Genomic DNA, 25,064 nt, shown 5'->3' on the forward strand with positions numbered 1-25,064 from the left:
CCTCCACGGACAGGGTATCCCGCCGCCGGCATGTACTCGGACGCCAAGACGGCTGATGTTGCGCGCGGTGCTCCGGCAGATGGAGGTCAGGCCGATATCCGTGACGCGGCTTCCGCTTCGGCCACGGCGGGCCGCGGCGGAGCCGATCGTCCGCCGAGGAAGAACAGCGCCATGACCGGCACGATGTAGGCGATCCAGGCGATCGCCTGGGCGGCGGTGGTTTGCGGGCTGAGGTTGAAAACCCCCTTGAGCAGCTCGCCGTACCACGAGCTCGGCGGGATCTGCCGGCTCACGTCGAACGCGAGGGAGTGCAGGCCCCCGATGAGCCCACCCTCCTGCAGGTCATGCACGGCGTACGCCAGTACCCCGGCCGCGATCACGATCAGTCCAGCGCTGGTCCAGGTGAAGAACCGTGCCAGGTTGAGCTTCACCGAACGCCGATACAGCAGCCAGGCCAAGACCACCGCGGTGAGGATGCCCAGGGAGAATCCGGCGATCGGACCCAGTGCGGTGCCGGCGGCCTGGACTGCCGACCAGAAGAACAGGGCCGTCTCGAGTCCCTCACGGGCGACGGCAAGGAAGGCAGTCACCCCGACGGCCAGGGCGCCGACCTTCAGCGCCGAGGACAACCGGCCGTCGAGTTCGGCCCGCATGCCGCGGGCGGTGCGGCGCATCCAGAAGACCATCCAGGTCACGAACACCACGGCCAGCGCAGACATGATGCCGCCGAAGAGCTCCTGGCTACGGAAGTCCGACAGCAGGGTGGTGGACGTGTAGGTCAGCAATGCGCCGAACGAGACGCTGACGGCGACGGCCAGCGCTACTCCGCCGGAGACCATCGCCAGCCGGTCCCGTCGCTGTGCCTTGACCAGGTAGGCGACGAGAATGCTCACCACCAGTGCGGCCTCGAGCCCCTCGCGGAGGCCGATCAGGTAGTTCGCCAGCATCGCGGCCACCTTCCGTGTTACTACATCCTGTAGGTTTTCGGTAAGGCTAACCTTAGGGGTCGAGCGTGGCAAATTCCCTCCGACCCGAGCACCGCCGTGGCAACCTGCTCCACCCACGACCGCACTCCTACGCACCGTGGGTGCTTGTGCCGCCGCCGCGTGACGGTGATCCGGCCGCGTACGCTCGCGGTGGAGGTCCGCGAGATGACGACGAATCACCGGCGCCGAGCCCCGGGCGGGCTGGAAGCCGAGGTCATGGGCGTGCTTTGGGAGCACGGCGCACCCCTGAGCGCCACCGACGTGCAGACCGCCCTGGGTGGGGATCTCGCATACAACACCGTGCAGACGATCCTCATCCGCCTGCATGAGAAGGGTGCTGTCCTGCGTCGCAAAGCCGGGCGTGGACACCTCTACTGGCCCGTGCAGGACGCGGCCACCGCGGCAGCGGAACGGATGCGCTCCGCGCTCGGCGAGCAGATCGACCGGAACGCCGTACTGCAACAGTTCGCCGCGGGGCTCGACGAATCCGACGCCGCCGTCCTGCGCCACCTGCTCGGCGCGGAAGCCAGGCGTAAGAAATGACCCTCGAGATCTATCTGCCCCTTGCCTTGGCGGCGGCCGTCGCCTTGTCCACACGGTGGATCACCTCCCGCGGCACGCCCGGCACCGCAGCACGAGTTCTGACGGCCGCCGCCGTGGTCGCCGCGGCCGCCTCCACCTGGTCATTGCTCCTGCTGGCCCTCACGATGCTGGACGACGTTCCGCCACTGTCCGCCCTCGACAACCACCCACGAATCGAGCTGCCCGAGCCAGTACCGGGAGTGATCGCGCTGTTCGCCGGCCTCGGGCTGCTGGGCGCCGTCATACGGCTGTTTCGGGACCAACGCCACCGAGGCCGGCTGATCAACAAACTGCGCCGTGCGGGCGAACCCCATGACGGCATGGTGATCGCCGACTGGTCGAAACCGATCGCGGTGGCCATCCCCGGCCGACCCGGCCACCTGCTGGTCACGTCCGGAATGCTCCGACTCCTCGATGCGGACGAACGACGGGTCCTGTTCGCACACGAGCAAGCTCACCTCCAGCACCACCACTACACGCTCGCCAGCGCCGCAGCCGCCGCGGCTGCTCTGAACCCCATACTCATCCCCGTACGGAACGCGGTTGCCTACCTCCTCGAGCGGCAAGCCGATGAGGAGGCGGCTGTGGTCGTTGGCGACCGGGACCTGACCGCCCATGCCGTCGCCAGGGCAGCCCTCGCGATGGCCACCGGCCCGGCGGCACTCTCGATCAGCGGCAGCGCAGCGGTGCGGCGTGTCCGCGAGCTTCGCAAACCCGCCCCCGCCCCACAACACCAGCGCCTGCTGGGGCCAGTCGTGGTATCCGCCGGGATACTGGTCGCGTCGGCAGCGGCCACACTCGAATTCATCGAGCTCGCCCGAGCCTGGCTCTGAAGACGAGCCCGCCAGACAGCATTGCGCTCTGCCTTGGCGAGCGCATGACGCGCGGTGAACGGGTTTCGCCGATGACCATGGCCCATCCGCCGACCAGGCGCACTGGTCCGGACGGTGGAAGCGGTAGCACGCTGCACGAATCCGGCTCCTCACAATGCAAGGTGACTGCGGTGACGCTGACCGCCGGTTGTCGTCGAACTCGCGCAAAACCAGATCTACAAGGCGTACCGGGAGGTCGGGCGCTAATTTGGGGCCATCCCTAAGTAGAGGAGAGCCCCGTGGGCAAGGTAGTCATGTACGGCTCGGTGTCGGTGGACGGCTTCGTCGCGGACGAGAACGATCAGCCCGGACCACTGTTCGATTGGTTGTCCAGTGGCGACGTTCCGTTGGACGAGAGCGGCGAGGTGAAAGTGTCGCAGGTGTCCTACGACTACACCCGGGCGTACTGGAACCAGATCGGGGCGACAATCGTCGGCCGCCACGTCTTCGACATGACGGACGGCTGGGGCGGGAAGCCTCCGGCCGGGATCGACCACGTGGTCGTCGTGACGCACCGGCCGCAGCCCGAGGGCTGGGACCCCGCGGCGCCGTTTCACTTCGTCGACGGCGTCGAGGCAGCCGTGACCAGGGCGCAGGAGCTCGCGGGTGACCGCATGGTCGAGGTCGCCGCTGGCAACGTCGGTGGCCAGGCGCTTGCCGCGGGCCTGGTCGACGAGGTGCGCATGGACGTCGTACCCGTCGTGTTCGGGTCCGGCAAGCGATACTTCGGGTCGGTCCACGCGCAGCACCTGTTGGAGGATCCTGACGTGGTGATTCAGAGCAACCGCGTGCTTCACCTGCGCTATCAGGTACGCCGTTGACCGGTCTGAGCGGGTGCGGTAGGCGGCGATCGAAATTCTGCGCCCACATCGGACCATTTTCTCAGTGGCCGTTGCTACTAACCAGGGTTCGTGGCCAGACCAGACCAGGCCAAGGACGAACCCAGAGACATGCCCGATTCTGACATGCGACGGTCGAATTCGCTTCGTGATTGCTGGCATCGGTCCGGGCGCACGAGTCCCACGTGCGGGTTGATTTGATGCACGGCGGCGTGCCATGGCCGACGCCGGCACGGTGAAGTACACAATAGAGAATGTCAGTCACGCATCGTCATATCGGGAGTTGGCGTGAAAACCATTCGGTATGTTGTTTCTTCCATTGTCGCTGCGGGCGCAGTGTCGGCATCCGCAATTTCACCCGCGGCGGCGGCACCGCCGCAGAAACTTCCGCACCACACCGTCGCCGAAATCCAGCAGCACGTCAACGAGAAGGTGGCACACATCGTGAGCCGCCTGGCCGTGCTGCGGCCGCGCGTTGCGGCGAACAAGCGCTACACCGCGGCGCAGAAGAGCCTGCTCGACGCCGATATCGTCGCTTTGTTGAACGCCGCCGTGGCCGCGCGGCAGAAGATCGACGCCGATACCACCATGGACCAGATCCGGGCGGATCGCCCGCTGTTGGTGGCCCTACACGACAAGCGCGTCAAGCTCCGTTCCGATCTCACTGCCGCACGCCCCCATTGATATTCGTCCCCTTTGCCTAGCGTCCGGGTCGAGCTCAAACTCGACCCGGACTTTTCGTAAAGGGGATAACCCGATGCCCCCACTGCCGCAAGAGCTGGGGCTTGGATCAGGGCAAGGGCGGCCGGGCGCAGAACAGGTCTCCGACTCGGTGGATGAGATCGCGGACCGGTCCCAGCCTTCCCGCTCAAAGGCGCTTAAATTCCCTTTGTGCGACAACAAATCCTCAGTGCAACGACGGCGGCTGATTCGCGGCCTCCACCTGCGGCCGGTCAATACCGCTTGCCGCCAGCACCGCGATCAACACTACGATTGCCGCCGCCCAGCCGAGCGTTACCGGTCCTGTGCCCCAGCCCAATCCGCCACGGTGCACCGATACGCCCATCCAGTCCGCGAACGATGCGCCCAACGGGCGGGTGATCACGTACGCGCCCCAGAACGCCGCCACCGCGTTCCAGCCCAGCCACCGGTGCCCAAGCGCCGGAACTCCGATCGCCACCGCGAACACCAACCCCGAGACCAGATACCCCCATCGCATCGACGTGGCTGTCAGGTCCCCGGCGGCCGTGCCCAACGCGAACGTGATCAGCACGGTGGCCCAGTAGAACAGTTCACGCCGCGGTGTGGTGATCGCGTGGATCGACAGCGTCCGTTCGACGCGGTACCAGAGGGCGAACACCGCCGCCAACGCCACGGAGAACATCACAGTGGAGACCGCGTAGGGCACGCCTAGCGCGACGTGCAGCACGTCCGCGGCCATCGTGCCGAACACGCTGACCATCACCACGGCCAGCCAGTACGCCCACGCCAGGTACCGCCGCACGGCGAACTGAACCACCAACGCGACCAACAGGCCAGCGCCACCCAAGCCGACCGCGGCCACCGGGTCGACGTGGTGGGCCAGGAAGTCCGACGCCGTCTCGCCCATCCCGGTGGTCAGCACCTTGATGACCCAGAACAAGAGGGTGACCTCGGGAACCTTACTGCGCACCAGCTGAGTGACAGCGGCCGCGGACGCTGGGCGGCGTTGGCTGATCGTCATGGCCGCGACTCTGGCACGCCGGGCCGCCGGCCCCGGCGTGTCGCCACGAGCGTCGTCTTCAGCGAATTCTTATCTTGCACCTGCTAGGTAGGGGTTTCGTTCATTCGATCGGGGCAGCTCACGGCAGCGGGCCGGCTCTGCATTTCCGCACGGAACTCGAGTTGGCAACCGTCTGCGAACGCCCCGGCGAACTCGAACGCATGGTGGTGAACGTGCCGGACAACGCGGCGAAGTGGAGCCCGCCCTCGGCGACGTGCACACCGCGCTCCGGACCACCGGGTCGGGGCGGTGCGTGCTGACGGTCGGATCCGGGCCGGGGATCGATGAAACAGGACCGGCCGCACGTCGTCGACCGGTTCTACCGGGCTGACACCGCGCGATCGATGTCCGGTTCCGGCCTGGCTTTCTCACGCACTTCTTAACCGGCGACGTCCTGTGCTCTTACCCTCGCGACCGATCGTGATGAGGTCCGCACTTCGAGAGGGAACCTCGTCATGATCGACACGGTTGAGGCTGCCGCGGCGCCGACACCGATCGGCTCACCTGCCGTGTTGGCCACGGCAACGTCCGCCTCGGCTCCGGCGGCGCGACGGCGCCGTCACTGGTGGCGGCCGGCGCTCGCGATCGGTGCTGCCGCACTGGCCCTCGCCGAACTGCACGGGCGTCTGCCGGCTGCCTCGTCGACCTGGACGGTGCTGCGGCAGGCCCAGCCGAGTTGGCTGACTGTCGCCGCCGCGCTACAGATCATCTCGATGGTGGCCTTCTCGCAGCAGCAGCGAAGCCTGCTCGCCGCCTTCGGCGTGCAGATCCCAGCAGGTGTGTCCCTGGCCACGACCTACGCTCGTTCCGCGATGTCGACGGCCATGCCCGCCGGCACGGCAGTGTCGGCGGGCTACGCCTTCCGCCGGTTCCGCTTGCACGGCGCGCGCCATTCCGTTGCCGCGGCCGTGATGCTGCTGTCCGGGCTGGCGTCGGTGCTCGGCCTGGCCGCGCTGTACGCCGGTGACCTGCTGTCGTCGGCGAGTCGCATGCAACGCCTGGCCATTCTTGCCGGGGGTGCCACACTCGCGTGGCTCGCATGGCGGTTCGCGCCCCGGCCGGCCAGCGGCGGATCGGGCCTCCACGACATGCGCGCCAGCTCGTTGTCCCGCCGGGTGTGGCGGTCGGTGCCGCACACGGTGGCGATGGCGGCGCTCGTTCCGGCACACCGGTGGGCGGCCGTCATCGCGCTTGCGGCGGTCAACTGGCTGGCCGACCTCGCGTGTCTTGGTGCCGCCGTGCACGCCCTCGGGCTGTCGGTCCCGTTGCGGGTCATGGCCGCCGGATACTTCGCGGTGCAACTCGCCCGGCAGATCCCACTCACGCCGGGCGGAATCGGTGTCATCGAGGCCGGCCTGATCGTCACGCTCACCGCCGGAGGTGCGCCAGCCGTGGCAGCGACCGCTGCGGTGCTGGTCTACCGGCTGTTGTCGTGCTGGGCCGTGCTACCGGTCGGTCTGGTGTGCTGGGCCGGGCTACGCCGCACGGCCACCGCTTCTTAGCACGCTCTTACGTACCCCCGTGCAGGACGCCCGGCGGCTGGTGAACGCTCAGGACAGCGGCGCGGTTGCCGATTGACATGATCGTGCCTCGTCTCGTTTCCGGCCTGCTGATCGCCGCGACCGCCTTGGCCAGCCTGAGCGGCTGCGCGATGACGGCCGCGACGGCGACGGGTGCGGCCGCGCCGCCCGCTCCGACGCTTACCGTGCCGCCGTTGCCACTCAAGGCAATCACGGCTGGCGTGCCCAAGCCGCGTACGGCGCCGCCCGCGCTCGCGACCACCGGGACCTCGTGGCCAAAGGTGCTCGCTTCGCTGAGCGCCTACGGGCAGTGGCTACTGGCCAACCCGAACCCGGCACTCGTCGGCAACGTGGCCACCCCGGGGTGCCCGGTCGCACAGCTGCTGGCCCAGCAGGTGCAGTCGCTGATCACGGAGAACGCGTACGTGACGCCCGCCCCGCCGGTGTTCTCCGTGGTGACCGCGCCGACCCCGGCGTACGGCCATGAGGTCCTGATGGTCACGGCCGCGCGCCCGGCTGAGCCGGTGGTCAGCAGCGCCACCGGCAAGGTCACGATCGGTTCGTACGACGCGGTCCCGTCGGCACTGTTCGAGGTGACCCTCGACAAGGGCGCCGACGGGAAGTGGCGGTACTGCACGATCGAGAATCAGCCGGACGAGACCGTCGCCGCCGTACCGCTGATCTGACTCAGCGCGGCAGTGCCTGAATCCTTCAGTCGGCGGCCCGTCGACCGATCTTGTCGGGCATGCTGCGGATGCTTGTCCGGCCAAGCTGGCGACGCTGGACCGGCATCGCTCTCGTCGTGGTGGTCGCCCTCGCCGGCACCGGCGCGTCATGGGCTGCCCAACGTACCGACGAACGGCGCAGCGCGGCCCATCTGATGGACCGCTATACCAGCGACGTCAGCCGGGCGATCAGCACCGAGATCCAACGGTACGGCGAGATGCTCACCGACGTGGCCGTCGCCGTCGGGGCGCAACCCGACCTCACCGCCACTGACTTCACCTGGATCACCAATACGGTCAGCAACCGCCGGTTGCCCGGCGCCACGTCGTTCGACCTGGTCACGGAGTCGACTGACAGCGGTGTCGCCGGCCTGCAGTCTTCCTGGCGCCAGCGCGGCGCGCGCAACCTGACGCTGAAACCGCTCGCCTCCGGCGGCCGGCACGCGTTCACGGTCCTCAGACGTTCGCTCGACGGCCGGAACCGGCCCAGCGGCACAGATCTGTACGCGGTTCCCGAGGCGGCGGAGGCGCTGCGGGACTCGCGGTCCTCCGGCGGTTTCGCGGTCAGCCGCGCGTACGTGCTGCAGTCCGATCGCACCCTGCCTGTCGCACAGCAGCAGCTCTCGTTCCGGCTCGCCGTCCCGGTGTATCACACCGGCAACCGGTTCGGCGGCTGGCTCACCATGGGTGTGCACGGCCACGACCTGCTGACCGCGATGCTGCAGGCGCAGACGTCCGGCGCCGTCGCCGCCGACCTTTCGGAGCTGAACGGCACGGTCGTGCAGACGGTCGCCGCGGCCTCCGCCGGCCGCGCCCACGACTACTCTGCGTCGCTGGACCGGGTCGCGCGTATCACGATCGGTGCGCATACCTGGACGTTCGAGGTGTACCCGACCGACGCGCTGCTTCGCGAATCCCGGCAGGGCATCGTCGGCACCACCTTCCGGGTGGCGATGACGATCACCGCGCTGCTCACCCTGATCGTCGGTCTGCTGGCGAGCGCCCGGAACCGGGCGATGGCCAAGGTCGACGCCGCGACCGCCGCCCTGCGCGACGACATCGAACGCCGCGAGCAGGTCGAGACACGGCTGCGCGAACGCGAACTGGAACTGCAACGAATGGTGCTGCAGGACCCGCTGACCGGCCTCGCCAACCGGGCCGGGCTGGACGCCCGACTCGCCGAGTGCGTGGGACCGAACACGGACATCGCGCTGCTGCTCATCGACCTGGACGGCTTCAAACTGGTCAACGACGTTTACGGGCACGCCGCAGGGGATGCGATGCTGACCGAGTTCGCCCGGGTCCTGCATGCCAGCACCCGTGCCGGTGATGTGGTGGCCCGCTTCGGCGGCGACGAGTTCGTCGTGCTGCTCACCGACGTACCCGACGAGGCGAGCGCGGTCACCACCGCCGAACGCATCCTGGCCTGCGCGGCCGCGACACCCGTACGCATGGGCGAGGACGCCCAGACCATCCGGGCCAGCATCGGCGTCGCCACCGGTCGCGTCGGCGACACCCCGCAGGAACTGCTGCGCCGCGCCGACACCGCCATGTACCAGGCCAAGCACCTGGGCAAACACGGCGTCCAGGTACACCATGCAGCCATGACCGACCGGCGCACGGCGCAGTCCCCGCTCGTCGAGGGTCTGACCGGCGTGCTCGAGCGCGGCGAGCTGCACGTGGTCTACCAGCCCTTGGTCGACCTCGCCGACGGCCGGCCGGTCGGCGTCGAGGCGCTGCTCCGGTGGGAGCACCCGCGACTGGGCAGCATCGCGCCCGCGGAGTTCATCCCGGTCGCCGAACGTACGGGTGCGATTGCCGAGATCGGCCTGTTCGTGCTGAAGACGGCGTGCCGCCAGGTCGCACAGTGGGGCGACCTCTACGTCAGTGTCAACCTTTCGCCGCGGCAGTTGCAGGAACCGACGTTGGTGCATGACGTGCTGGACGTACTGGCACGCACCGGGCTGGAGCCGCACCGTCTGGTCCTGGAAATCACCGAGTCGGCGCTGGTCGACGAGAGCACCGGGATCGCCATGCTGCGCGAGTTCCGCGAATGCGGCATTCGGGTGGCGATCGACGACTTCGGTACGGGCTACTCGTCGCTCCACTACCTGACCCGGCTGCCAGTTGACATCCTCAAGATCGACCGTAGCTTCGTGGCGCAGCTGAACGGCACACCCGAGGGCTCGGGCATCGCCGGCGCGATCCTACGGCTCAGCCAGGTACTGCATCTCACCACGATCGCCGAGGGCGTCGAGACAGCATCGCAGGCCGCGGAGCTGCAGCTACTGGGGTGCGGTACCGGCCAGGGCTACCTGTTCGCCAGGCCGATGCCCGCCGAGGAACTGGTCGAACTTGCCGAGACCCGCGCAACCGCCGCGGGATGATCGCTGCCGAGTCGTCCTCCGGTGGGTGCACGGGCGCGCCGGCTGCGCGATGACGGCTGGGATACCGCTGCGCCCGGCCTGCCGGCCAGCACGGTGCGGGGACTCCAGGTCGGCGGCGGCCTGAGCACATGGGCGTACCCGGAGGGCGGCGCGGCGGGCCTGCTGGCCGGCGCCGCCGAGTTCGGCTCGCCGAGCTGCCGAGCTTGATCCCTTCCGGCGTTGCCAGTTCCGGGTACGCGGTGATCGACACGATGCCGCGCCCGGTCGAGAGGAACACGGAAGCTCTGCTGCCTGCGCCCTTCAGCGTGTACGGCATCCCGCAGCCGCTGGTCGGCTGCGGGGCGCCGGTCCTGGCCACCAGGCCGGTGCTCTCAGCCGCCTTTCCGGTCATGCCGAGCTTGAGCGCGCCCAGGCCGTCCGCCCGAGTACCGGCTGGGGCGAGGCGGTACTGGCGCTCGTCGGAGCGGTACGCGTGTGGCGGGGGCTGCCCCGAGGCCGAGGAAGGCACCGTGTGCGGACTAGAGAGCCCCACATTGACGTTGTATCGGGTCTGCCGCCCTCGGTCTGAGCTCTCTCGCCCGCGGCCTCGGCGTCTCGACGGCGAGCCGGAAAGGTCGTGGCTGCGAGCCATCTTTTCCGCTGACGGTAATTCAGGCAGGGACTTTCCAGCGAGCAAGAAAGGCCGCTGTGATGCTGTTTCGCCGGTGCCGGGGCGGGAATGGAGTCTGCGGAGGCGCAGCGTTTGATGAGCGGGTGGCTTCGATGGGCAGGATTCTGGTGGTCGACGATGAGCCGGATCTGCGGTTTCTGCTGCGGCGCGTCCTCGCATCGGCGGGCCACGAGGTCACCGACGCCGGCGATGGTGCCACCGCGCTGGGCTTTGTGCATGAGTCGCTGCCGGACCTGGTGGTGACCGACATGATGATGCCCGTGATGGGCGGCGTCGAATTCATCCGCCGGCTGCGGGTCGACCCGGAAACCGCCGCGATCCCCATCCTGGCGGTCACCGGGGACTGGCACCTGGCGGTCGGCGCCGACGCCACGCTGGCCAAACCCTGGCAGGGTACCGAGTTGCTCGCGGTAGTCAACGACCTCCTCCGGAAGGGACGTGACGGGCGGTGAAACGGCTGTCGACCGGGCTGGCGGACCTGGACCTGATCCTCGGCGGAGGCCTCGAACGGGGCTCGACGGTCGTGTTCACCGGGCCGCCCGGGTCCGGCAAGACGATCCTGGCGCAACAGATGTGTTTCGCCTGCGCCACTGTCGAGCACAAGGCCGTGTACTACACGACCTTGTCGGAGCCGCATTCCAAGCTCGTGGAGCACCTGCGCGAGTTCGCGTTCTTCGATCCGCAGGCGCTGGGAGCCAAGGTGGAGTACGTGCACCTGGGAGATATGCTGCGCAATCACGCCAGCGACGACCTGCGGCCATTCGTGGACGAGGTGGTCCGCAAAGCTGTCGACGAAGAGCCGGCATTGCTGGTCATCGACAGCACCAAGATGCTGCGGGACTTCTCCAGCAGTCATGCTCTGCGCACGGCGCTGTACGACCTGACCAGCCGGGTCGCGCACAGCGGTGCCGTGCTGCTGCTCCTGGGCGAGTACACCGCCGAGGAGACGCAGACCAGGGCGGACTTCACCCTCGCCGATGCGATCGTGCACCTGTCCTACCAGTCCCGCGAGCCCGTCGACCGGCGCACCCTGCGCGTGGCCAAGATGCGCGGTTCCATCCACCTCAACGGCGCCCACACCGCCCAGATCAGCTCCGACGGATTCCAGGTGTATCCCCGCGTCGAGGCACTACGGCCCGAGGAGGTGCCGTCGAAGGGCGCACGGGTCCCCACCGGCATTGCCGGCCTGGATCCGTTGATGGGCGGCGGGATACCGGACTCGGACGCCACGCTCGTGCTGGGCCCCTCCGGCGTCGGCAAGACCATCGGCTGTCTCAACTTCATCGCCGAGGGCCTGGCCCGCGGCGAACGCTGCCTCTACCTGACCTTCCAGGACACCTCCGACCAGCTGATCGCCACAGCCGGCAACTTCGGCTGGGACTTCGCCGCCGCCCGCCGCAGCGACCAGCTCATGATCGCCCACGTTCCGGTCGGCGAACTCGAGCTCGACGTCCTGGCGGCGGTGGTCCGGCACCGCCTCACCGACGGCTCGACAACCCGGGTCGTGATCGACAGCCTGGCCGAGATGGCCGCCACCGCCCGCGAAACCGAACGGTTCCCCGCCTACCTGCGCAGCATCCTCGGCGTGGTCCGGGCCTCCAGTGCCTCCCTCTGGGTGACCAGCGCCACCAACACCTTCGGGCCGATCGGAGAGCCCCTGGCCGGACTCATGTACCTGTTCCACAACGTCATCCAGCTCCGCTACATCGAACACTGCGCCGAACTGGGCCGGGCCATCAACGTGATCAAGATGCGCAGCAGCCGCCACGACCAGGCCATGCACATCTGCCACATCACCGACCACGGCGTCACCATCGGCAACGCACTCGAACAGGTCACCGGCATGCTCGGCGGGACCCCTTTGCGCGACTGCCTCTACACCTCCAGCCCCAACGATCCACAGCAATGAACCAGCACTCGCACCGACCAAGGCGTTGCGGCTACGTACACGTATGCGTATAGTCAGGGCGTGCCCAACAAAACCATCTACGTGTCCGACGACGACATGCCGCTGTTCCAGCGCGCCCAGGAGATCGCCGGCGGCAAGCTGTCCACCGCCATCGCCGCCGCACTGCATCGCTACGTCGAGGTCGAAGAAGGCCGGCAGCAAGGCTTCGAGGAGGTGATCGTGCGCGTCGGCCCCGGACTCGGCCGCAGGCAGCGCTTCGCCGGCATGCTGCTGGCCGAGATGGAACAGAGCGGCAATGAGCGCGACGAGACCTACCGCGTCTACCGCACCCGCACGGAGAAGTTCGTCGTCCATCACGAGCGCTCCGAAGCCCACGTGAACACCGGACCGAACGCGGAGAAATACCGCACCGGCTGGCGCGCGTGGGTCGGCGACTGGAGCGCCAACCAGTCCTGGACGCGCATCCCGGCGGACTCCACCCTGCGCATCGCCGACAACCTCGACGCGCTACGCGAGATCATCCCGAGCGAACTGTACGAACTGGTACTCGACGCGGTCAGCCAGCCCACCATCGAGGACCTGGACATCTAGCGGCCACCGATCATCCACCGGCGGAGCCCCAAAGCTCCCTCGGTGGATGACCCAGCATCCCCGACCTCGGTGACGCCGTTGCGAACGGGGGAGGTCCCCACGCCCGGCGCCATCCGCGGTATCTTTTCCCGTCAATACGACGCCTGGGAGGAGAGGGAATGCGGGAGAAGGAGCGCCAGCGTCTGACCGCTGCCGTGGAGCCATTGCTGGAGCCCGGCGAACGCGTGATGCTGGTAGGCCAGGCGATGGTCAGCACCGTGTCGGTGAAGACGCAGGTCGCCCTGGCGGTGGCCACCGCAGTGCTGTCCGGAGGCATGATGGCGGCGACCGTGCAGCCCTCCCTACGGGTAGTGATCCTCACGAACCAGCGGCTGCTGGTGGTGAGTCCCGGAATCCGCAAGGTACGCATCGGCGGCAGCCTGCCGCGTGGACTGCTTACGGTCACGCGGCTGAAGAAGCGACTGACAAAAGTCCAGTTCGATCTGGCGATCGATGGCCAGCGGCAGGCCCTGCGGCTGGCCTTCATCTTCACCCGCCGCGACGGAATGCAGTTCGCGGAGGCAATCTCCGACAGCGAAACCACACGTGCCTAGCCGCCACCCGGTTCAGGTTCTTCGCGCGCAAGTCCTCGCTTGCTCGAAAAAGCATCCGAACGCCTCTCCTCGGGGAGCGCGAAGGAACGTACCCGGTCGGCGTGGTCGTGGGGGATAATGGTGGCCAGCGTTTCGTCGGCGCCGGTGACGAGTTGCAAGGTGGTCGCCCTGCCCGGCGACGGCCTTCGGAGTGCTGACGAACAGGTGTCCACCCAGCCGGCCACGAGGTCCCGGTCGGCGTCGGTTCAGGGCAACACCCCGCTCCGGGCCCGACCGATTGCCTATTGATCCGATGGGCTTAGTCGACTAAGGTGACGCCCCTACCCGCGGGCCGCTGACGACGGCGGCACGCCGAGTCGAGATCAAGGTGCCGCAGCGATGTTCAGCTTCCCCAATCCGGTAGACGAGGTGTCTGCCCGGCTCGTGGCCGGTGGGGTCGTACTCATGTGCGTGTGTGCCGTCGCCTTGCGGCAACCGTGGCTGATCGTCGTCATCGCGTACGGGTTTCTGGCCCGGGTGCTGACCGGCCCGACGCTGAGTCCGCTCGGGCAGCTCGTCACCCGGGGTGTCCGGCCACTGCTCCGAATCCCGGCCAGGCCGGTGCCGGGGCCGCCGAAGCGGTTCGCGCAGGGCATCGGGGCGGCCATGTCGCTGATCGCCGTGGTGCTGGCATTCGGCCTGCACCACGTCGGCGTGGCGTTCGCCGTGCTGGTTCTGCTCGCCTCGGCCGCCGCGCTGGAGGCGTTCTTCGGGGTGTGCCTGGGCTGCGCGATTTTCGCCAGGTTGACGCGGATGGGGCTGATCCCCGAGGCGGTCTGCGAGGCCTGCAACGACATCACCCGACGGTACGACGCTCCGACCAATCCATAGCCGGCAACAGCAGCGTCGAGTAGCCCGCGTCCTCTGCCCGCCGGGCCGCCTCCGCCGGGGAGCCGTCGCCCTGCCACACCAGACCGAACCGTAGAGATCGCATGCCCTCGATTCCACCATTGCCGGCGCCCCGTCGGGCTCCGGGGCGTGAATCGGAACGCCATCGACTTCACCGCCGGCGTGCCGACCACGCAGAGCGCCAGGCAGGTGGTCGTGGTGCGAAAACTCCTCATCAGCAGGTAGGTGCCTTGGCGGCAATCCGACATCCCCAGCCAGCCGAAACGCTGGACCTGGTCCATGCCAGGCCCAACACTGGACGGGGCACGGAGCTGAGGTCGCTTTGACGCGGCCGTACGTGTCCATCGGGTGGGCGGCGAAAGGTCGGAACTCATGAGCGGGGGCGGGGATCGGCTGGAACATGATCGGCCGTGGCAGGACATTCTCACCGGTGGCACCGACCGGGTGCGTCCCGCGCCGCCGCTGCGGGACGCGTGGCAGGAGCTGGCGCGGCAACCCGCGCATTTCGTGAAACGGTTGACCGGCGCCGATCTCGAACCGGCACGTCGGTGGCGGGTTGCCGGCACCGACCTGGGCATCCCGTACGTGCTGGAGAACGGGTCCGTCGGATTCCTCTTCGGAGACACATTCGCGTCTGCCTGGCCGGAGCAGGGTGACGACTGGCGCTCGCCGGTGATGCTGCGGTCGAACGTCCATCCCGCCGCCCCGGGCGGGATCGTCTTCGACTCGGCCGCGCGGGTGCGGGGCGACGGCCGCGCCCCGCAGCTCATGGACTACATCCATTTTCCCCAGCCGTTGGCCAACCCGAACGCTGAGATCACCCGGATCCCCAACGACGCCGTCTCCTTCCCCGAGACGGGACGCCAGGTGCTGTCGTACATGGCGGTCTACGACTGGCCTGAGAAACAGCCGTGGCGCACGGGCCGGGCCGGGCTCGCATACTCCGACAACGGCAACGACTTCACCGATGTGCCGGGCGCGGCATGGGCCAACGACGCGGCCAACCTCGACGCCTTCCAGATGTGGACGATGCAGCGGGACCGCAGATTCGTGTACGTGTACTCGGTACGCGCCGGCCGGCAGCATGGCCCGATGATGCTGCAACGGGTGCCGTGGCAGCGCGTTCTCGAGCCGGAGGCGTACGAGCCCTTCGGCTGGCGCCAGGACACCGGGTGGCGGTGGGGGCAACCGTGCACCTCCGTGCTTGCCGAGGAGCCTTTCGGGGAGCCGTCGGTCCGGCTGCTGCGCGACGGCGTGTGGGCGATGACGTACTCGCTGCCCGGCCGGATCGTCTCCCGGCGGGCCGAGCGGCCCGAGGGCCCGTGGAGTGAGCCCAAGGTGCAGGTGACGGGGGCGCAGGAGCCGTTTCTGTACGGCGGGTTCATCCATCCGTACTCCACCAGCGGGGTCGGCGACCTGCACCTGATGGTGAGCACGTGGCAGCAGAACCCACCCGGCACGTCGCACGCCTACCACGTGTCCCACTACGCCGGGACGGTGTGAAGGGGAGTTCGAGGACGTCCTCGGTGAACGAGCGTCCGGAGTGGAGATCTCCGACGACGTCGAGAGGCCGTCGCGGACCCTGCACCAGCTCGACGTCGGAAGCTTCGGCGTCGACCTGGCGAACCAGTTCACCCCCTTTCTCGACGGCGGCGGCCCCGTGGCGGCGAAATATTCCGTCGTTTATGACGATATTGAAGATCTTCGATCAAGCATGGCGTCCCGACGCAAACGTGTCCATGATGGAGCTCGAAGGCACGGCCGGCGCTGTCGAAGCGTGAGGCATCACGGGGGTTCGGCTCCAGGAACCGGAGCCATTCCTCCGCCTTGTTGTGGAGCCCGCTTCGCCGCTGATCCCGCGAAGCAGGCGCTCGCCGTGATGTTACGGCGAATCCGCAGCGGCGTGTCCTGGTGGTGGGCAAGGATTGTCGTTCGCTGCGTTTCTGCCGCGAGCGCTGATCCCCACCGCATGGCCCGGTCCAACGTTCACCGTCAGAATATGGGGACACGAATGTCGAAGGTGCTCAAGTCGTTGCTGGCCGCCGCAGCGGCGCTGGGGGTAATCGGCGTCAGCACGCCGGTTTCCGCGGCTCCCGCGTCCAACACGCCGCCTCCGGGACGGATCACCGTGCGGCTGGTGACCGCCAACGGCACGGGTTGCCCGCTGGGCACCACCACCGTGGCACCCTTCCAGGACAATCAGGGCTTCACAGTGACCTACGGTGCGTACACGGCGCAGGCGGGCGGCGGCGTCAGCCCGCTGGAAAACCGCAAGAACTGCCAGCTCGCGGTCGAGGCCCAGGTGCCGCAAGGCTTCACGTACGCCATCGCCCAGGTCACCTACCGCGGTTACATGCAGCTGGGAGCTGACGCCACCGGCCTGCAGAAGGCCTCCTACTACTTCGCCGGTGACCCGGCGACCGCACAGGTGCAGAAATCCTTCCAGGGGCCAAACGCCGACAACTGGAGCGTCACGCACCAAGCCGAGTCGTACGTCTGGGCGCCCTGCAGCACGACCCGCAACATCAACATCAACAGTGAGCTCCGGGTATCGAGTTCGTCGGCGACCGCACCCGTCAGCTTCATGACGATGGACTCCACGGACGCCGGCATCAGCACCGTCTACCAGTTCTCCTGGCGCCGCTGCTGACCGACGGCTGGGCTTCGCCGCCGCCGGTCCCGGAAACCACCATGGCCCAGTCACGAGAACGCGACGGGACAACCGCAGACTGGGCCAAAGAACTGAGGAGGCACCGTGGTAGATGTGATCACTGCCGTGGGTTCGGTCGTCGCCATGCTTGCCATGCCGTTGGGCGCTCCTACGCCGACCGCAACGGACCGAACGGTCGCTGCGCCGCGCATCGAGGTGGCCGCCATCAACGGGTCGGGCTGTCCCGCCGGGACGGCCACCGCCTGGTCAACCCCGGACGGCGACGCCGTGATGGTGAGTTTCGATCAGTTCACCGCCCGGGCCGGCGGCGGCGTTTCCCCCATCGATCAGCGCAAGAACTGCCAGGTCGGGCTTCGGGTCGACAATCCGGCCGACTGGAGTTTCGCCCTCGAGGGTATTGAGGCCGCCGGGTATGCCGACCTGCAAAGCCAGGCGGTCGGCATGCACCGGACGACGGCCTACTTCGCGGGCGAAGCCGCCCAGACGCAGGTCAGCGATACCCGTACCGGACCGCTTCACGGCACGTGGCAGTCCTCGGACACGTTCGCCACGCCGCTGTTCAGCCCGTGCGGAACCACACGCAACCTCAACGTCAACACCGAGCTGCGGGTCCGGTCGGATTCCCCCGACCAGGTCAGCTCCCTGGAGTTGAGTGCCGTCGTGATGTACCGGCTCACCTGGCGACCGTGCTGAAAACCACCCCTACTGCCCGTCAGCGTTCCCCGCGCCGGGCATCCAAGACCACCGCAGCCACGAGAGGACTATGCGTGACCAGATCAGTTATCCGACGAGCCGGCGCCACCATGGCACTGTCCACAGCGATCCTCATCGGGCTGGCGGGCACCGCACACGCGGAAGCCGCGATGCCGGCGGACCGCTCCACGACGTCGACCGCTGCGGGTTCCGGACCAGTGGTCTTGGCAAACTTCGACGACAACGTCAACCTGTCCACCCAGGCGTGGGCTCCCACGACCCTGTGCGTCTCGAACCTCGGCAGGCAGTATGGCCTGCTGCGGCTGCAACAGCTTCGACCCGGCGGTACCGCGGAGTTCATAGAGGTCCAGGCGACCACCACCACATGCATCGAACGATGGTGGTCCGGAGTGGATGTCAACGCCATGAACGTCAGCTCCAGCCCCCTGTCAGTCGCGACATCCTGACACCACGAACCAGCTCGGCCGGTCCCCACGTGGCGGGCGCTAACGACAACGTGCGCAGCGGATCGGCCGACGAACCACCGTTCCGACAAGCAACGGCCACCTTTGACCGCAGCGCCCCCGTAGCGATGGACGTGGCGGGTTCCCTTGCACTACCGAACGGTCAGCGCGGCTGAGGCGTTGTCCGCGTACCCGGCCACCCCGGTGATCACCGCGACGACCGTGCCGGTCTTACCGGGGCGGACCGTGGCGACGAAAGTGCCGTCTGTCTTCGTCGTTGCGGCATTCAGCAGCACCTGCGCGGTGCCGTCAGCCGGACGCAGGTAGAGCCGTACGGGGACACCCGCCGCGACCATCGGGTCGCCGGCTGCCTGCTTGGTGACGTTCCCGCTGACCGAGGCGCTCACGCCGGTGCGCAGCGCCGGCCCGCTGAGCGTGACCGTCGTCTGCCACGTCTGCAGGGTCAGTGTGCCCAGGTCCTGGGTGCTGGCGGGCTGGCCCGCCGTCCCGGCGTACCTGACAGTGAGGGCACCCGCGGTTCGCGCTGGCCCGGTGATCGTGAACGTCCCGGTGTCGGAGACCGTGGCGCTTGCCAGCGTGACGGGTTTCGCCCCCGCGCCGGCAGGGGTGATGGTCGCCGTGACGGTCGAGCGGGTCAGCGCGGTCAGGTTCCCGCCGGCGGCGCGGCGCAGCGTCCCGGTGATCGTGATCGGAGTGCCGTAGCCGACCGCGGTGGCGTTCACTGAGGCGGTCAGCCGGGTCGCCGGGATGGCCACGGCGACGTCGCCGAGTGCAGCGCTCGCCGGCTTGTACGACGGCGCCGCGGGCAGTTGCACGGACCAGGCCGCTGAGGACGTCGGTGTGACGATCGTGGTGTAGCGGCCGTCCTTGTCGGTGATCGGGCTGGCCAGTGTCGTCAGCTTTGTCGTCGGCGTGCCGGACCCGATGACCTGGGTGGCAGCAACGACGTTCACCTTCGCGCCGGCGACGGGCACGACTGTGCCGTCGGACAGCGGGCGGGTGAGGGTACCGGTCACGGTGACCGGGTCGGCGTAGTAGACGCTGGAGCGGTCGATGTTCGCGGTGATGCTGGGGGCGCACTGGCTCGCGGTCACCTGGTTGGTGTCCCCGGCCGCGGCGAGGAACAACCCGCCAGGCTTGCTTCCCGGCGTGTACGTCGAATCGGTCGCCGCGGCCACGGTCAAAGCCGGCGCGGAGACGCCGTCGGCGCCGCTGATCGTCCCGGCTGTGACGATCGGTGACAGGGTTCCGGTCCGGCGAGCCACGGTGGCGGTCAAACCCATCACCGGCTGCCCGGTCGCGGCGTCACGCATCCTGATCCGTACGGGAGTCGCGGCGGACAGGCAGACCTCCGCTGGGCCGGTCTTGCCGTTGACGGTCGCGTCGAGCGTGACGGCTCGTTTCGTACCGGTCAATGGCGCGAACGCGAGAGTCCCGCTCACCTTGATCGTCGAGTTGGCGCTGTCGGTCACTGCCGCGGTCACGGTCGTTGACCCGGCCGCGGTGACCGGGCACGTGATCGTCGTCTGCTCGGCGGTGGGCGCGGACAGGAAGCAGTCCTTACGGCCCAGCGTCCACGCGATCGCGGTGACGGTCCGGCCGGCGGGCACCTCGGTACTCACCTGCGCCTGAGTGGCGAGGCCAGCGATAGCCGGGCCGTTGACCTGCAGGGTCGCGGCGAGGCGCGTCGGCGCACCAGGGCTGCCGCCGTTCGTGCCGTCCCCGCCACCGAGAAGGAATCGGTTGCTCGCGGTGTTCCAGTGGGTGGCCAGGTACGAGCCGGCCGGCGGGTACGTGGAGTAGTAGTCGTCGTTGTTGCAGTCGAGCAGCGACTCCATCTCGGCGGGACAGACATTCATCATCGTGATGCCCGGCCCGTCGACGTAGCACATGCGGTCGGAGTCGTCGCGGCAATGGCCGTACGGAGTCGCGTGCGGCGCGTCCTTTTGCACCGCACCGAGGTTGTGCTCCAACTCGTGCGCCTCCACCGAGTTCGACGAGCCCCAGCAGGGGTTGTCGATCCGGGCGTACATCGCGTAGCCGCCGTTGTTGGGGTTCGCCTGACCGGCTGACGAGTCGGGGTACATGCTCGCGATTCCGCAGATGCCCTTGCCGGCCGCGTCCACCCACATCAGGTACTTGCGGCTGCCGGACGTGTACCCCATGTTCTGCACGGCGGAGATCGTCGAGGAGAAGTCCTTCGTCGCGCCCACCGGGACGGTGATGTTGAGTACCCGTGCCGTGCACGTGCCGGAGCCGTCAGTCACGAACCGAACGTGGCGCACACCGCCGGTCAGCGCGGCTGACCTGTTGAACACGTCATCCACGCCGGCGGCCCAGAGTTTGAGCGATGTCTGCAGCGCGTCATAACGGTTGGACTGGCCCGCCTCGACCACGTACATGGCCTGCACCCGGTAGCCACTGGTCCCATCACCGTCGCACGGCACCGACGGGTCGGTCACGCTGCCCGCCGGGGCCGCGACGCCGAGCATGTCCGCCGCGGCGGCTGCCGCCGGGCCGCTGCCCACTCGGGTCTTGAGGTCGGCGGTGCTCGCGGCGACCCGCAGGTCCACGCCGGGCGGCGCCTTGTCCATGTGTACGCAGGGAGCGGGGACCTGTCCCGCCTGCGCGTCGGTGACCAGGCCGTGCGCGCCGCAGGCGGGGTCCGACCGCAGACCGGAGTAGGACGGGCCGGTCACCGGGTTCTCCGCACCGTGCACGTGGATCGCCTCCGGCAGCACCTTGGCGGGTACACCGGCACCGGCGTGCAGCATTCCGACAGCAAGCGCCGTGATCCCCAGCACTGCCAGCACAGCAGCGCGGTGGGTGGTCAGCCGGGAAGCGAGGCGGACCGGAGATCGCTTCGGTGGCGGTGCGGAGATCGACATGCACCAGCCATCGGCGGCACTGGAAGCACTCTTGAGCACTTCCCGCACCGAATACTCGGACCTTCCGTACTTCCGAACACCACATGTCCGAGGGCTGGTCCTCGCCGCGGCCGCGTCCGCCAGCCTGCGGACGCGGGGCCGGATGTCACTCGAACGTGCGTCAGGCAAAAGATGGCCTTGCAGGGCCACAGGCCTTGCGAGTGCCAGGACGAACAGCCGTGCACTGCCGTACTTGCGTGCCGGTAGGGTGCTCTCGTGACGGTGTTTCGGATCGGTGAGGCCGCGGAGTTGCTGGGGGTCAGCGCGGACACGGTGCGCCGCTGGGTGGACGCCGGCCGGCTGGCCGCGATCCGCGACGAGCACGGCCATCGGGCGATCGACGGAACCGACCTGGCTGCGTTCGTGCGTGACCAGACCGGCGGCGCGGACGGCGGCTCGGGTGAGTCCTCGGCACGTAACCGGCTACGGGGCATCGTCACGGCGGTGGTGAAGGACACGGTGATGGCGCAGGTCGACATCCAGGCCGGGCCGTTCCGGATCGTGTCGTTGATGAGCAGGGAGGCCGTCGATGAGCTCGACCTGCAGGTCGGATCGGTCGCGGTCGCGGTGATCAAGTCGACCACGGTAGTGGTGGAGCGATCCACCCCCGCTGTGGTATCTCGGGCGCGTACTGGCGCCTGAACGCATGCAGGGTGAACTGAGGAGGACATAGGTGGGCAGGCGGTTCGTTCGTGGTGTGCTGGCCGGGGTCACGGCCCTGGCCATGGTGGGTCTCGTCGGCTGCGGAGGCGACAGCAAGAACAGCACCGGTTCCGCGCCGACGACCGGGGCGAGCAGCGCGACCGGGGCGGCCACGGTGTTCGCGGCGGCGTCGTTGACCGAGTCCTTCACCCAGATCGGAAAGGATTTCGAGGCCGCGAACCCGGGCACGAAGGTGACGTTGAACTTCGCCGGCAGCTCCGCACTGGCCACGCAGATCAACCAGGGCGCGCCGGCGGATGTGTTCGCCTCCGCCGCGCCGAAGAACATGCAGACGGTCACGGACGCGGGTAACGCCGCGGGCACACCCACCACGTTCGCCAAGAACCAGCTCGTCATCGCCGTGCAGGAGGGCAACCCGAAGGGCATCAAGACGCTGGCCGACCTGGCCAAGCCGGGAGTGAAGGTCGCGCTCTGCGCCGAGCAGGTGCCGTGCGGGGCGGCCGCGAAGGCGGTCCTCGACACCGCCGGCGTGAAAGTGACCCCGGTCACCTACGAACAGGACGTGAAGGCCGCCCTGTCGAAGGTGAAGCTCGGCGAGGTCGACGCCGCCCTGGTCTACCGGACGGACGCCAAGGCCGCCGCCGCCGATGTGGACGCGGTCGAGTTCCCCGAGTCGTCCAGCGCGATCAACAACTACCCGATCGTGGTGCTCAAGAACGCCCCGAACAAGGCCACGGCGCAGGCGTTCGTCGACTACGTGCTGTCCGACAAGGGCAAAACGGTCCTCACCGAAGCCGGCTTCCAGGCCCCGTAACGGTCGTGGCGGCAATCGGCAAGCGCGCCCCGGCGGCACGGCCCCAGCAGGCCGTGCCGTTGCGGCGGCGCACCCAGCGCGTGCCGGTCCCGCTGCTGGTACCGGCCGCGCTCGGGCTGGCGTTCCTGGTACTGCCGCTGGCCGGGCTGCTCATCCGGGCACCGTGGGGGAGCATGTGGCAGCACCTGAGCGAGCCCGGGGTGCTCACCGCGCTGCGGCTGTCGCTGCTGACCGCCACCGCCGCCACGGGAGCCTGCGTGCTGCTCGGGGTGCCGCTGGCGTGGCTGCTGGCCCGCGTCGACTTTCCCGGCCGGCGCCTGGTCCGCGCGCTGGTCACGGTGCCGCTCGTGCTGCCGCCGGTGGTGGGCGGGGTGGCGCTGCTGCTCGTCTTCGGCCGCAAGGGCATCCTCGGTAGCTGGCTGGACGCCACGTTCGGGATCACGCTGCCGTTCACCACCACCGGGGTCATCGTGGCCGAGGCGTTCGTCGCCATGCCGTTCCTCGTCATCGCGGTCGAAGGGGCCCTGCGCGGCGCGGACGTCCGCTACGAGGAGGCCGCGGCCACCCTCGGCGCGGGCCGGTGGACCACCTTCACCCACGTCACCCTTCCCCTGGTCGCCCCCGGCATCGCCGCCGGGGCCGTGCTGTGCTGGGCCCGCGCCCTCGGCGAGTTCGGCGCCACCATCACCTTCGCCGGCAACTTCCCCGGCCGCACCCAGACCATGCCCCTGGCCGTCTACCTGGCCCTGGAGACCGACCTGCAGTCCGCGATCGTGCTCAGCCTGATCCTGCTCACCGTCTCCGTGGCCATCCTCGCCGGGCTGCGCGACAAATGGCTCACCAGCCCATGACCGACATCCGGCAGCACCGCGGCCCGGGACCTGTCCTGGACGCGCACCTGATCGTGGACCGCGGCGCCTTCCGCCTCGACATCGGCCTGCGCATCCACGCCGGTGAGGTCGTCGGGCTGCTCGGCCCCAACGGTGCCGGCAAGACCACCGCGCTGCGCGCCCTGGCCGGGCTGCAACCACTGACCGGCGGCAAGGTCACTCTCGGCGGCGCCGACCTGGACCACCCCGACCGGCGATTGTGGACACCCCCCGAACGCCGTCCGATCGGCGTGGTGTTCCAGGACTACCTGCTGTTCCCGCACCTGAGCGCCCTGGACAACGTCGCGTTCGGCCCACGCCGCCACGGCGCCGACCGCCACGCCGCCCGCGAGCGGGCCAGCGCCTGGCTGGCCCGGGTCGGGCTGGCCGAGCACGCCCGGGCCAAACCGCGGCAGATGTCCGGCGGGCAGGCGCAACGCGTCGCGCTGGCCCGCGCCCTGGCGCTCGACCCGACCCTGCTCCTGCTGGACGAGCCGCTGGCCGCGCTGGACGCCCGGACTCGGCTGGACACCCGCGCCGAACTGCATCGCCACCTCGCCGAGCACGCCGGCGCCACGCTGCTGGTCACCCACGACCCGCTCGACGCCCTCGTGCTAGCCGATCGGCTGGTCATCATCGAGGAGGGCCGGGTCGTGCAGGAAGGCGACGCCGCCACCATCACCGCGCAGCCGCGTACCGACTACGTCGCCCGGCTGGTCGGCCTCAACCTGTACCGCGGCGCCGCCGCCGGGCACGCCGTCCAGGTCGGTGACGACTTCGCCTTGACGATCGCCGATCCGCTGCACGGTGACGTGTTCGTCGCGTTCCCACCCGCCGCGGTCGCCGTCCATCTGCTGCGCCCCGAGGGCAGCCCCCGCAACACCTGGCCGGCCACCATCACCGGCCTGCAACGCCACGGCGACAGCCTCCGCGTGCAACTCACCGGCCCGATCACGGTGGCCGCCGACATCACCCAGGCCGCCGCCGCCCACCTGCACCTCGAACCCGGCCAGCACGTGTGGGTAGCCGTCAAAGCCACCGAAACCCGCGCCTACCCCGCCGAGCCCAACCCACCACTCCGCGACGCGCAGTGAAAAGACCTGAATGTGGTCGGCCGTCCCTGACGGACCGGACACGTCACCCCGGCGGCAGGGCGATACTGACCTCGGTGGATTTGACCAATGCGGTGACCTGGGTGCCGTCCGCGAGGTCGAGGTCTTCCGCGCCGTCGCGGGTGATCGCCGCGGTCAGCGCCTCACCACCGTCCAAAGTGATCTTCACGGTGGTCATCACATGTCCGTGGTCGACGCTGGACACCACGCCCGTCAGACGGTTGCGGATGCTGATCCGGTCCACCGCACCGGTGGCGACCGACGCCTCCGTCGACTTGACCAGAACGAGGACCGACGTACCTTCGGCCAGGCCGAGGTCGCGGACGGACTCGGCGGTGATCGCCGCGGTGACTTCCTGGCCGCCGGTCAGCCGCACCTTCACCGTGCTCATCACCTCGCCCACTGCCACGGCCACCACCGTGCCGGCGAACTGGTTACGGATGCTCAACCGCACCGCCACCACCCCTTCGTTACCCCCCGCCCCGCAGACCGCGGACGGAACGACC

General features: G+C 68.9%; 25 protein-coding genes. 21 read left to right on the forward strand and 4 right to left on the reverse strand.

All coding sequences use genetic code 11. The annotated features are described in order from the left end of the window. Positions 1-86: 86 nt before the first annotated feature. A complete protein-coding gene (efeU, locus tag ACMCNK_RS34085; RefSeq protein WP_412740437.1) occupies positions 87-947 on the reverse strand; it encodes an iron uptake transporter permease EfeU in 861 nt (286 codons plus the stop codon). A 189-nt stretch (positions 948-1,136) separates the two neighbouring features. Between efeU and ACMCNK_RS34090 the strand changes: the two genes are divergently transcribed. The 4 genes from ACMCNK_RS34090 to ACMCNK_RS34105 all read left to right on the forward strand — a co-directional run bounded on the left by ACMCNK_RS34090 (position 1,137) and on the right by ACMCNK_RS34105 (position 3,963). Beyond that, on the forward strand, positions 1,137-1,529 hold the full coding sequence (locus tag ACMCNK_RS34090; RefSeq protein WP_412740438.1) for a BlaI/MecI/CopY family transcriptional regulator: 393 nt from the start codon (positions 1,137-1,139) through the stop codon (positions 1,527-1,529). Continuing rightward, on the forward strand, positions 1,526-2,401 hold the full coding sequence (locus ACMCNK_RS34095; RefSeq protein WP_412740439.1) for a M56 family metallopeptidase: 876 nt from the start codon (positions 1,526-1,528) through the stop codon (positions 2,399-2,401). Before ACMCNK_RS34090 ends, ACMCNK_RS34095 begins: the two co-directional genes overlap by 4 nt. 278 nt (positions 2,402-2,679) lie before the next feature. Beyond that, on the forward strand, positions 2,680-3,261 hold the full coding sequence (locus tag ACMCNK_RS34100; protein WP_412740440.1) for a dihydrofolate reductase family protein: 582 nt from the start codon (positions 2,680-2,682) through the stop codon (positions 3,259-3,261). A 306-nt stretch (positions 3,262-3,567) separates the two neighbouring features. After that, positions 3,568-3,963: a hypothetical protein gene (locus tag ACMCNK_RS34105; RefSeq protein ID WP_412740441.1), complete on the forward strand. Its 396-nt coding sequence runs from the start codon at positions 3,568-3,570 to the stop codon at positions 3,961-3,963. 223 nt (positions 3,964-4,186) lie between these two features. Here the strand turns inward: ACMCNK_RS34105 and ACMCNK_RS34110 are convergent, their stop codons facing one another. Further along, positions 4,187-5,002 carry a hypothetical protein gene (locus tag ACMCNK_RS34110; protein WP_412740442.1) on the reverse strand — a complete coding sequence of 272 codons (816 nt, stop codon included), beginning with the start codon at positions 5,000-5,002 and terminating at the stop codon, positions 4,187-4,189. A gap of 494 nt (positions 5,003-5,496) precedes the next feature. Between ACMCNK_RS34110 and ACMCNK_RS34115 the strand changes: the two genes are divergently transcribed. The 13 genes from ACMCNK_RS34115 to ACMCNK_RS34175 all read left to right on the forward strand — a co-directional run bounded on the left by ACMCNK_RS34115 (position 5,497) and on the right by ACMCNK_RS34175 (position 18,155). Further along, the gene (locus ACMCNK_RS34115; protein ID WP_412740443.1) at positions 5,497-6,543 is read left to right on the forward strand and encodes a lysylphosphatidylglycerol synthase transmembrane domain-containing protein; all 1,047 of its coding nucleotides are present in this window, start codon (positions 5,497-5,499) and stop codon (positions 6,541-6,543) included. A 77-nt stretch (positions 6,544-6,620) separates the two neighbouring features. After that, positions 6,621-7,247 carry a hypothetical protein gene (locus ACMCNK_RS34120; protein ID WP_412740444.1) on the forward strand — a complete coding sequence of 209 codons (627 nt, stop codon included), beginning with the start codon at positions 6,621-6,623 and terminating at the stop codon, positions 7,245-7,247. A gap of 59 nt (positions 7,248-7,306) precedes the next feature. Further along, a complete protein-coding gene (locus tag ACMCNK_RS34125) occupies positions 7,307-9,673 on the forward strand; it encodes a putative bifunctional diguanylate cyclase/phosphodiesterase (protein WP_412740445.1) in 2,367 nt (788 codons plus the stop codon). Between the two features lie 21 nt (positions 9,674-9,694). Further along, a complete protein-coding gene (locus ACMCNK_RS34130; protein ID WP_412740446.1) occupies positions 9,695-9,880 on the forward strand; it encodes a hypothetical protein in 186 nt (61 codons plus the stop codon). A 555-nt stretch (positions 9,881-10,435) separates the two neighbouring features. Then, positions 10,436-10,795, forward strand: coding sequence for a response regulator (locus tag ACMCNK_RS34135; protein WP_412740447.1), 360 nt, complete (start codon positions 10,436-10,438; stop codon positions 10,793-10,795). Next, positions 10,792-12,252, forward strand: a complete 1,461-nt coding sequence (locus ACMCNK_RS34140; protein ID WP_412740448.1) for an RAD55 family ATPase — start codon at positions 10,792-10,794, stop codon at positions 12,250-12,252. Before ACMCNK_RS34135 ends, ACMCNK_RS34140 begins: the two co-directional genes overlap by 4 nt. 60 nt (positions 12,253-12,312) lie before the next feature. Beyond that, a complete protein-coding gene (locus ACMCNK_RS34145) occupies positions 12,313-12,843 on the forward strand; it encodes an EXLDI protein (protein WP_412740449.1) in 531 nt (176 codons plus the stop codon). 158 nt (positions 12,844-13,001) lie between these two features. Beyond that, a complete protein-coding gene (locus ACMCNK_RS34150; protein WP_412740450.1) occupies positions 13,002-13,436 on the forward strand; it encodes a hypothetical protein in 435 nt (144 codons plus the stop codon). A gap of 378 nt (positions 13,437-13,814) precedes the next feature. Next, on the forward strand, positions 13,815-14,306 hold the full coding sequence (locus tag ACMCNK_RS34155; protein WP_412740451.1) for a DUF4395 domain-containing protein: 492 nt from the start codon (positions 13,815-13,817) through the stop codon (positions 14,304-14,306). Positions 14,307-14,696: 390 nt separating this feature from the next. Further along, positions 14,697-15,827 carry a DUF4185 domain-containing protein gene (locus tag ACMCNK_RS34160; protein ID WP_412740452.1) on the forward strand — a complete coding sequence of 377 codons (1,131 nt, stop codon included), beginning with the start codon at positions 14,697-14,699 and terminating at the stop codon, positions 15,825-15,827. A 40-nt stretch (positions 15,828-15,867) separates the two neighbouring features. Beyond that, positions 15,868-16,974, forward strand: a complete 1,107-nt coding sequence (locus ACMCNK_RS34165; RefSeq protein ID WP_412740453.1) for a DUF4360 domain-containing protein — start codon at positions 15,868-15,870, stop codon at positions 16,972-16,974. A gap of 105 nt (positions 16,975-17,079) precedes the next feature. Beyond that, entirely contained in the window at positions 17,080-17,688 is a 609-nt protein-coding gene (locus ACMCNK_RS34170; protein WP_412740454.1) for a DUF4360 domain-containing protein, read from the forward strand. A 74-nt stretch (positions 17,689-17,762) separates the two neighbouring features. Next, positions 17,763-18,155: a hypothetical protein gene (locus tag ACMCNK_RS34175; protein WP_412740455.1), complete on the forward strand. Its 393-nt coding sequence runs from the start codon at positions 17,763-17,765 to the stop codon at positions 18,153-18,155. Between the two features lie 149 nt (positions 18,156-18,304). Here the strand turns inward: ACMCNK_RS34175 and ACMCNK_RS34180 are convergent, their stop codons facing one another. Continuing rightward, positions 18,305-20,986, reverse strand: a complete 2,682-nt coding sequence (locus ACMCNK_RS34180; RefSeq protein WP_412740456.1) for a hypothetical protein — start codon at positions 20,984-20,986, stop codon at positions 18,305-18,307. A gap of 330 nt (positions 20,987-21,316) precedes the next feature. Between ACMCNK_RS34180 and ACMCNK_RS34185 the strand changes: the two genes are divergently transcribed. The 4 genes from ACMCNK_RS34185 (at position 21,317) to ACMCNK_RS34200 (ending at position 24,540) form a co-directional block, all read left to right on the forward strand. Next, on the forward strand, positions 21,317-21,742 hold the full coding sequence (locus ACMCNK_RS34185) for a TOBE domain-containing protein (protein ID WP_412740457.1): 426 nt from the start codon (positions 21,317-21,319) through the stop codon (positions 21,740-21,742). Positions 21,743-21,824: 82 nt separating this feature from the next. Further along, positions 21,825-22,577: a molybdate ABC transporter substrate-binding protein gene (gene modA, locus ACMCNK_RS34190; RefSeq protein WP_412741076.1), complete on the forward strand. Its 753-nt coding sequence runs from the start codon at positions 21,825-21,827 to the stop codon at positions 22,575-22,577. Positions 22,578-22,591: 14 nt separating this feature from the next. Beyond that, a complete protein-coding gene (locus ACMCNK_RS34195; protein ID WP_412741077.1) occupies positions 22,592-23,428 on the forward strand; it encodes an ABC transporter permease in 837 nt (278 codons plus the stop codon). Beyond that, on the forward strand, positions 23,425-24,540 hold the full coding sequence (locus ACMCNK_RS34200) for an ABC transporter ATP-binding protein (protein ID WP_412740458.1): 1,116 nt from the start codon (positions 23,425-23,427) through the stop codon (positions 24,538-24,540). The genes ACMCNK_RS34195 and ACMCNK_RS34200 overlap by 4 nt, the downstream gene beginning before the upstream one ends. A gap of 43 nt (positions 24,541-24,583) precedes the next feature. Here ACMCNK_RS34200 and ACMCNK_RS34205 read toward each other — a convergent pair whose 3' ends face one another. Next, the gene (locus ACMCNK_RS34205; RefSeq protein ID WP_412740459.1) at positions 24,584-25,012 is read right to left on the reverse strand and encodes a TOBE domain-containing protein; all 429 of its coding nucleotides are present in this window, start codon (positions 25,010-25,012) and stop codon (positions 24,584-24,586) included. Between the last annotated feature and the right edge of the window lie 52 nt (positions 25,013-25,064).

This window comes from Krasilnikovia sp. MM14-A1259 (assembly GCF_047159535.1).
Classification (GTDB): Bacteria; Actinomycetota; Actinomycetes; order Mycobacteriales; family Micromonosporaceae; genus Actinoplanes.

Excerpts from the sequence above, each read along its gene's own strand:
- ACMCNK_RS34120 (WP_412740444.1), top strand. The coding sequence starts at position 6,621 with ATGATCGTGCCTCGTCTCGTTTCCGGCCTGCTGATCGCCGCGACCGCC.
- ACMCNK_RS34125 (WP_412740445.1), top strand. The coding sequence starts at position 7,307 with ATGCTGCGGATGCTTGTCCGGCCAAGCTGGCGACGCTGGACCGGCATC.
- ACMCNK_RS34095 (WP_412740439.1), top strand. The coding sequence starts at position 1,526 with ATGACCCTCGAGATCTATCTGCCCCTTGCCTTGGCGGCGGCCGTCGCC.
- ACMCNK_RS34155 (WP_412740451.1), top strand. The coding sequence starts at position 13,815 with ATGTTCAGCTTCCCCAATCCGGTAGACGAGGTGTCTGCCCGGCTCGTG.
- modA (WP_412741076.1), top strand. The coding sequence starts at position 21,825 with ATGGTGGGTCTCGTCGGCTGCGGAGGCGACAGCAAGAACAGCACCGGT.
- ACMCNK_RS34135 (WP_412740447.1), top strand. The coding sequence starts at position 10,436 with ATGGGCAGGATTCTGGTGGTCGACGATGAGCCGGATCTGCGGTTTCTG.
- efeU (WP_412740437.1), bottom strand. The coding sequence starts at position 947 with ATGCTGGCGAACTACCTGATCGGCCTCCGCGAGGGGCTCGAGGCCGCA.
- ACMCNK_RS34150 (WP_412740450.1), top strand. The coding sequence starts at position 13,002 with ATGCGGGAGAAGGAGCGCCAGCGTCTGACCGCTGCCGTGGAGCCATTG.
- ACMCNK_RS34160 (WP_412740452.1), top strand. The coding sequence starts at position 14,697 with ATGAGCGGGGGCGGGGATCGGCTGGAACATGATCGGCCGTGGCAGGAC.
- ACMCNK_RS34200 (WP_412740458.1), top strand. The coding sequence starts at position 23,425 with ATGACCGACATCCGGCAGCACCGCGGCCCGGGACCTGTCCTGGACGCG.
- ACMCNK_RS34115 (WP_412740443.1), top strand. The coding sequence starts at position 5,497 with ATGATCGACACGGTTGAGGCTGCCGCGGCGCCGACACCGATCGGCTCA.
- ACMCNK_RS34110 (WP_412740442.1), bottom strand. The coding sequence starts at position 5,002 with ATGACGATCAGCCAACGCCGCCCAGCGTCCGCGGCCGCTGTCACTCAG.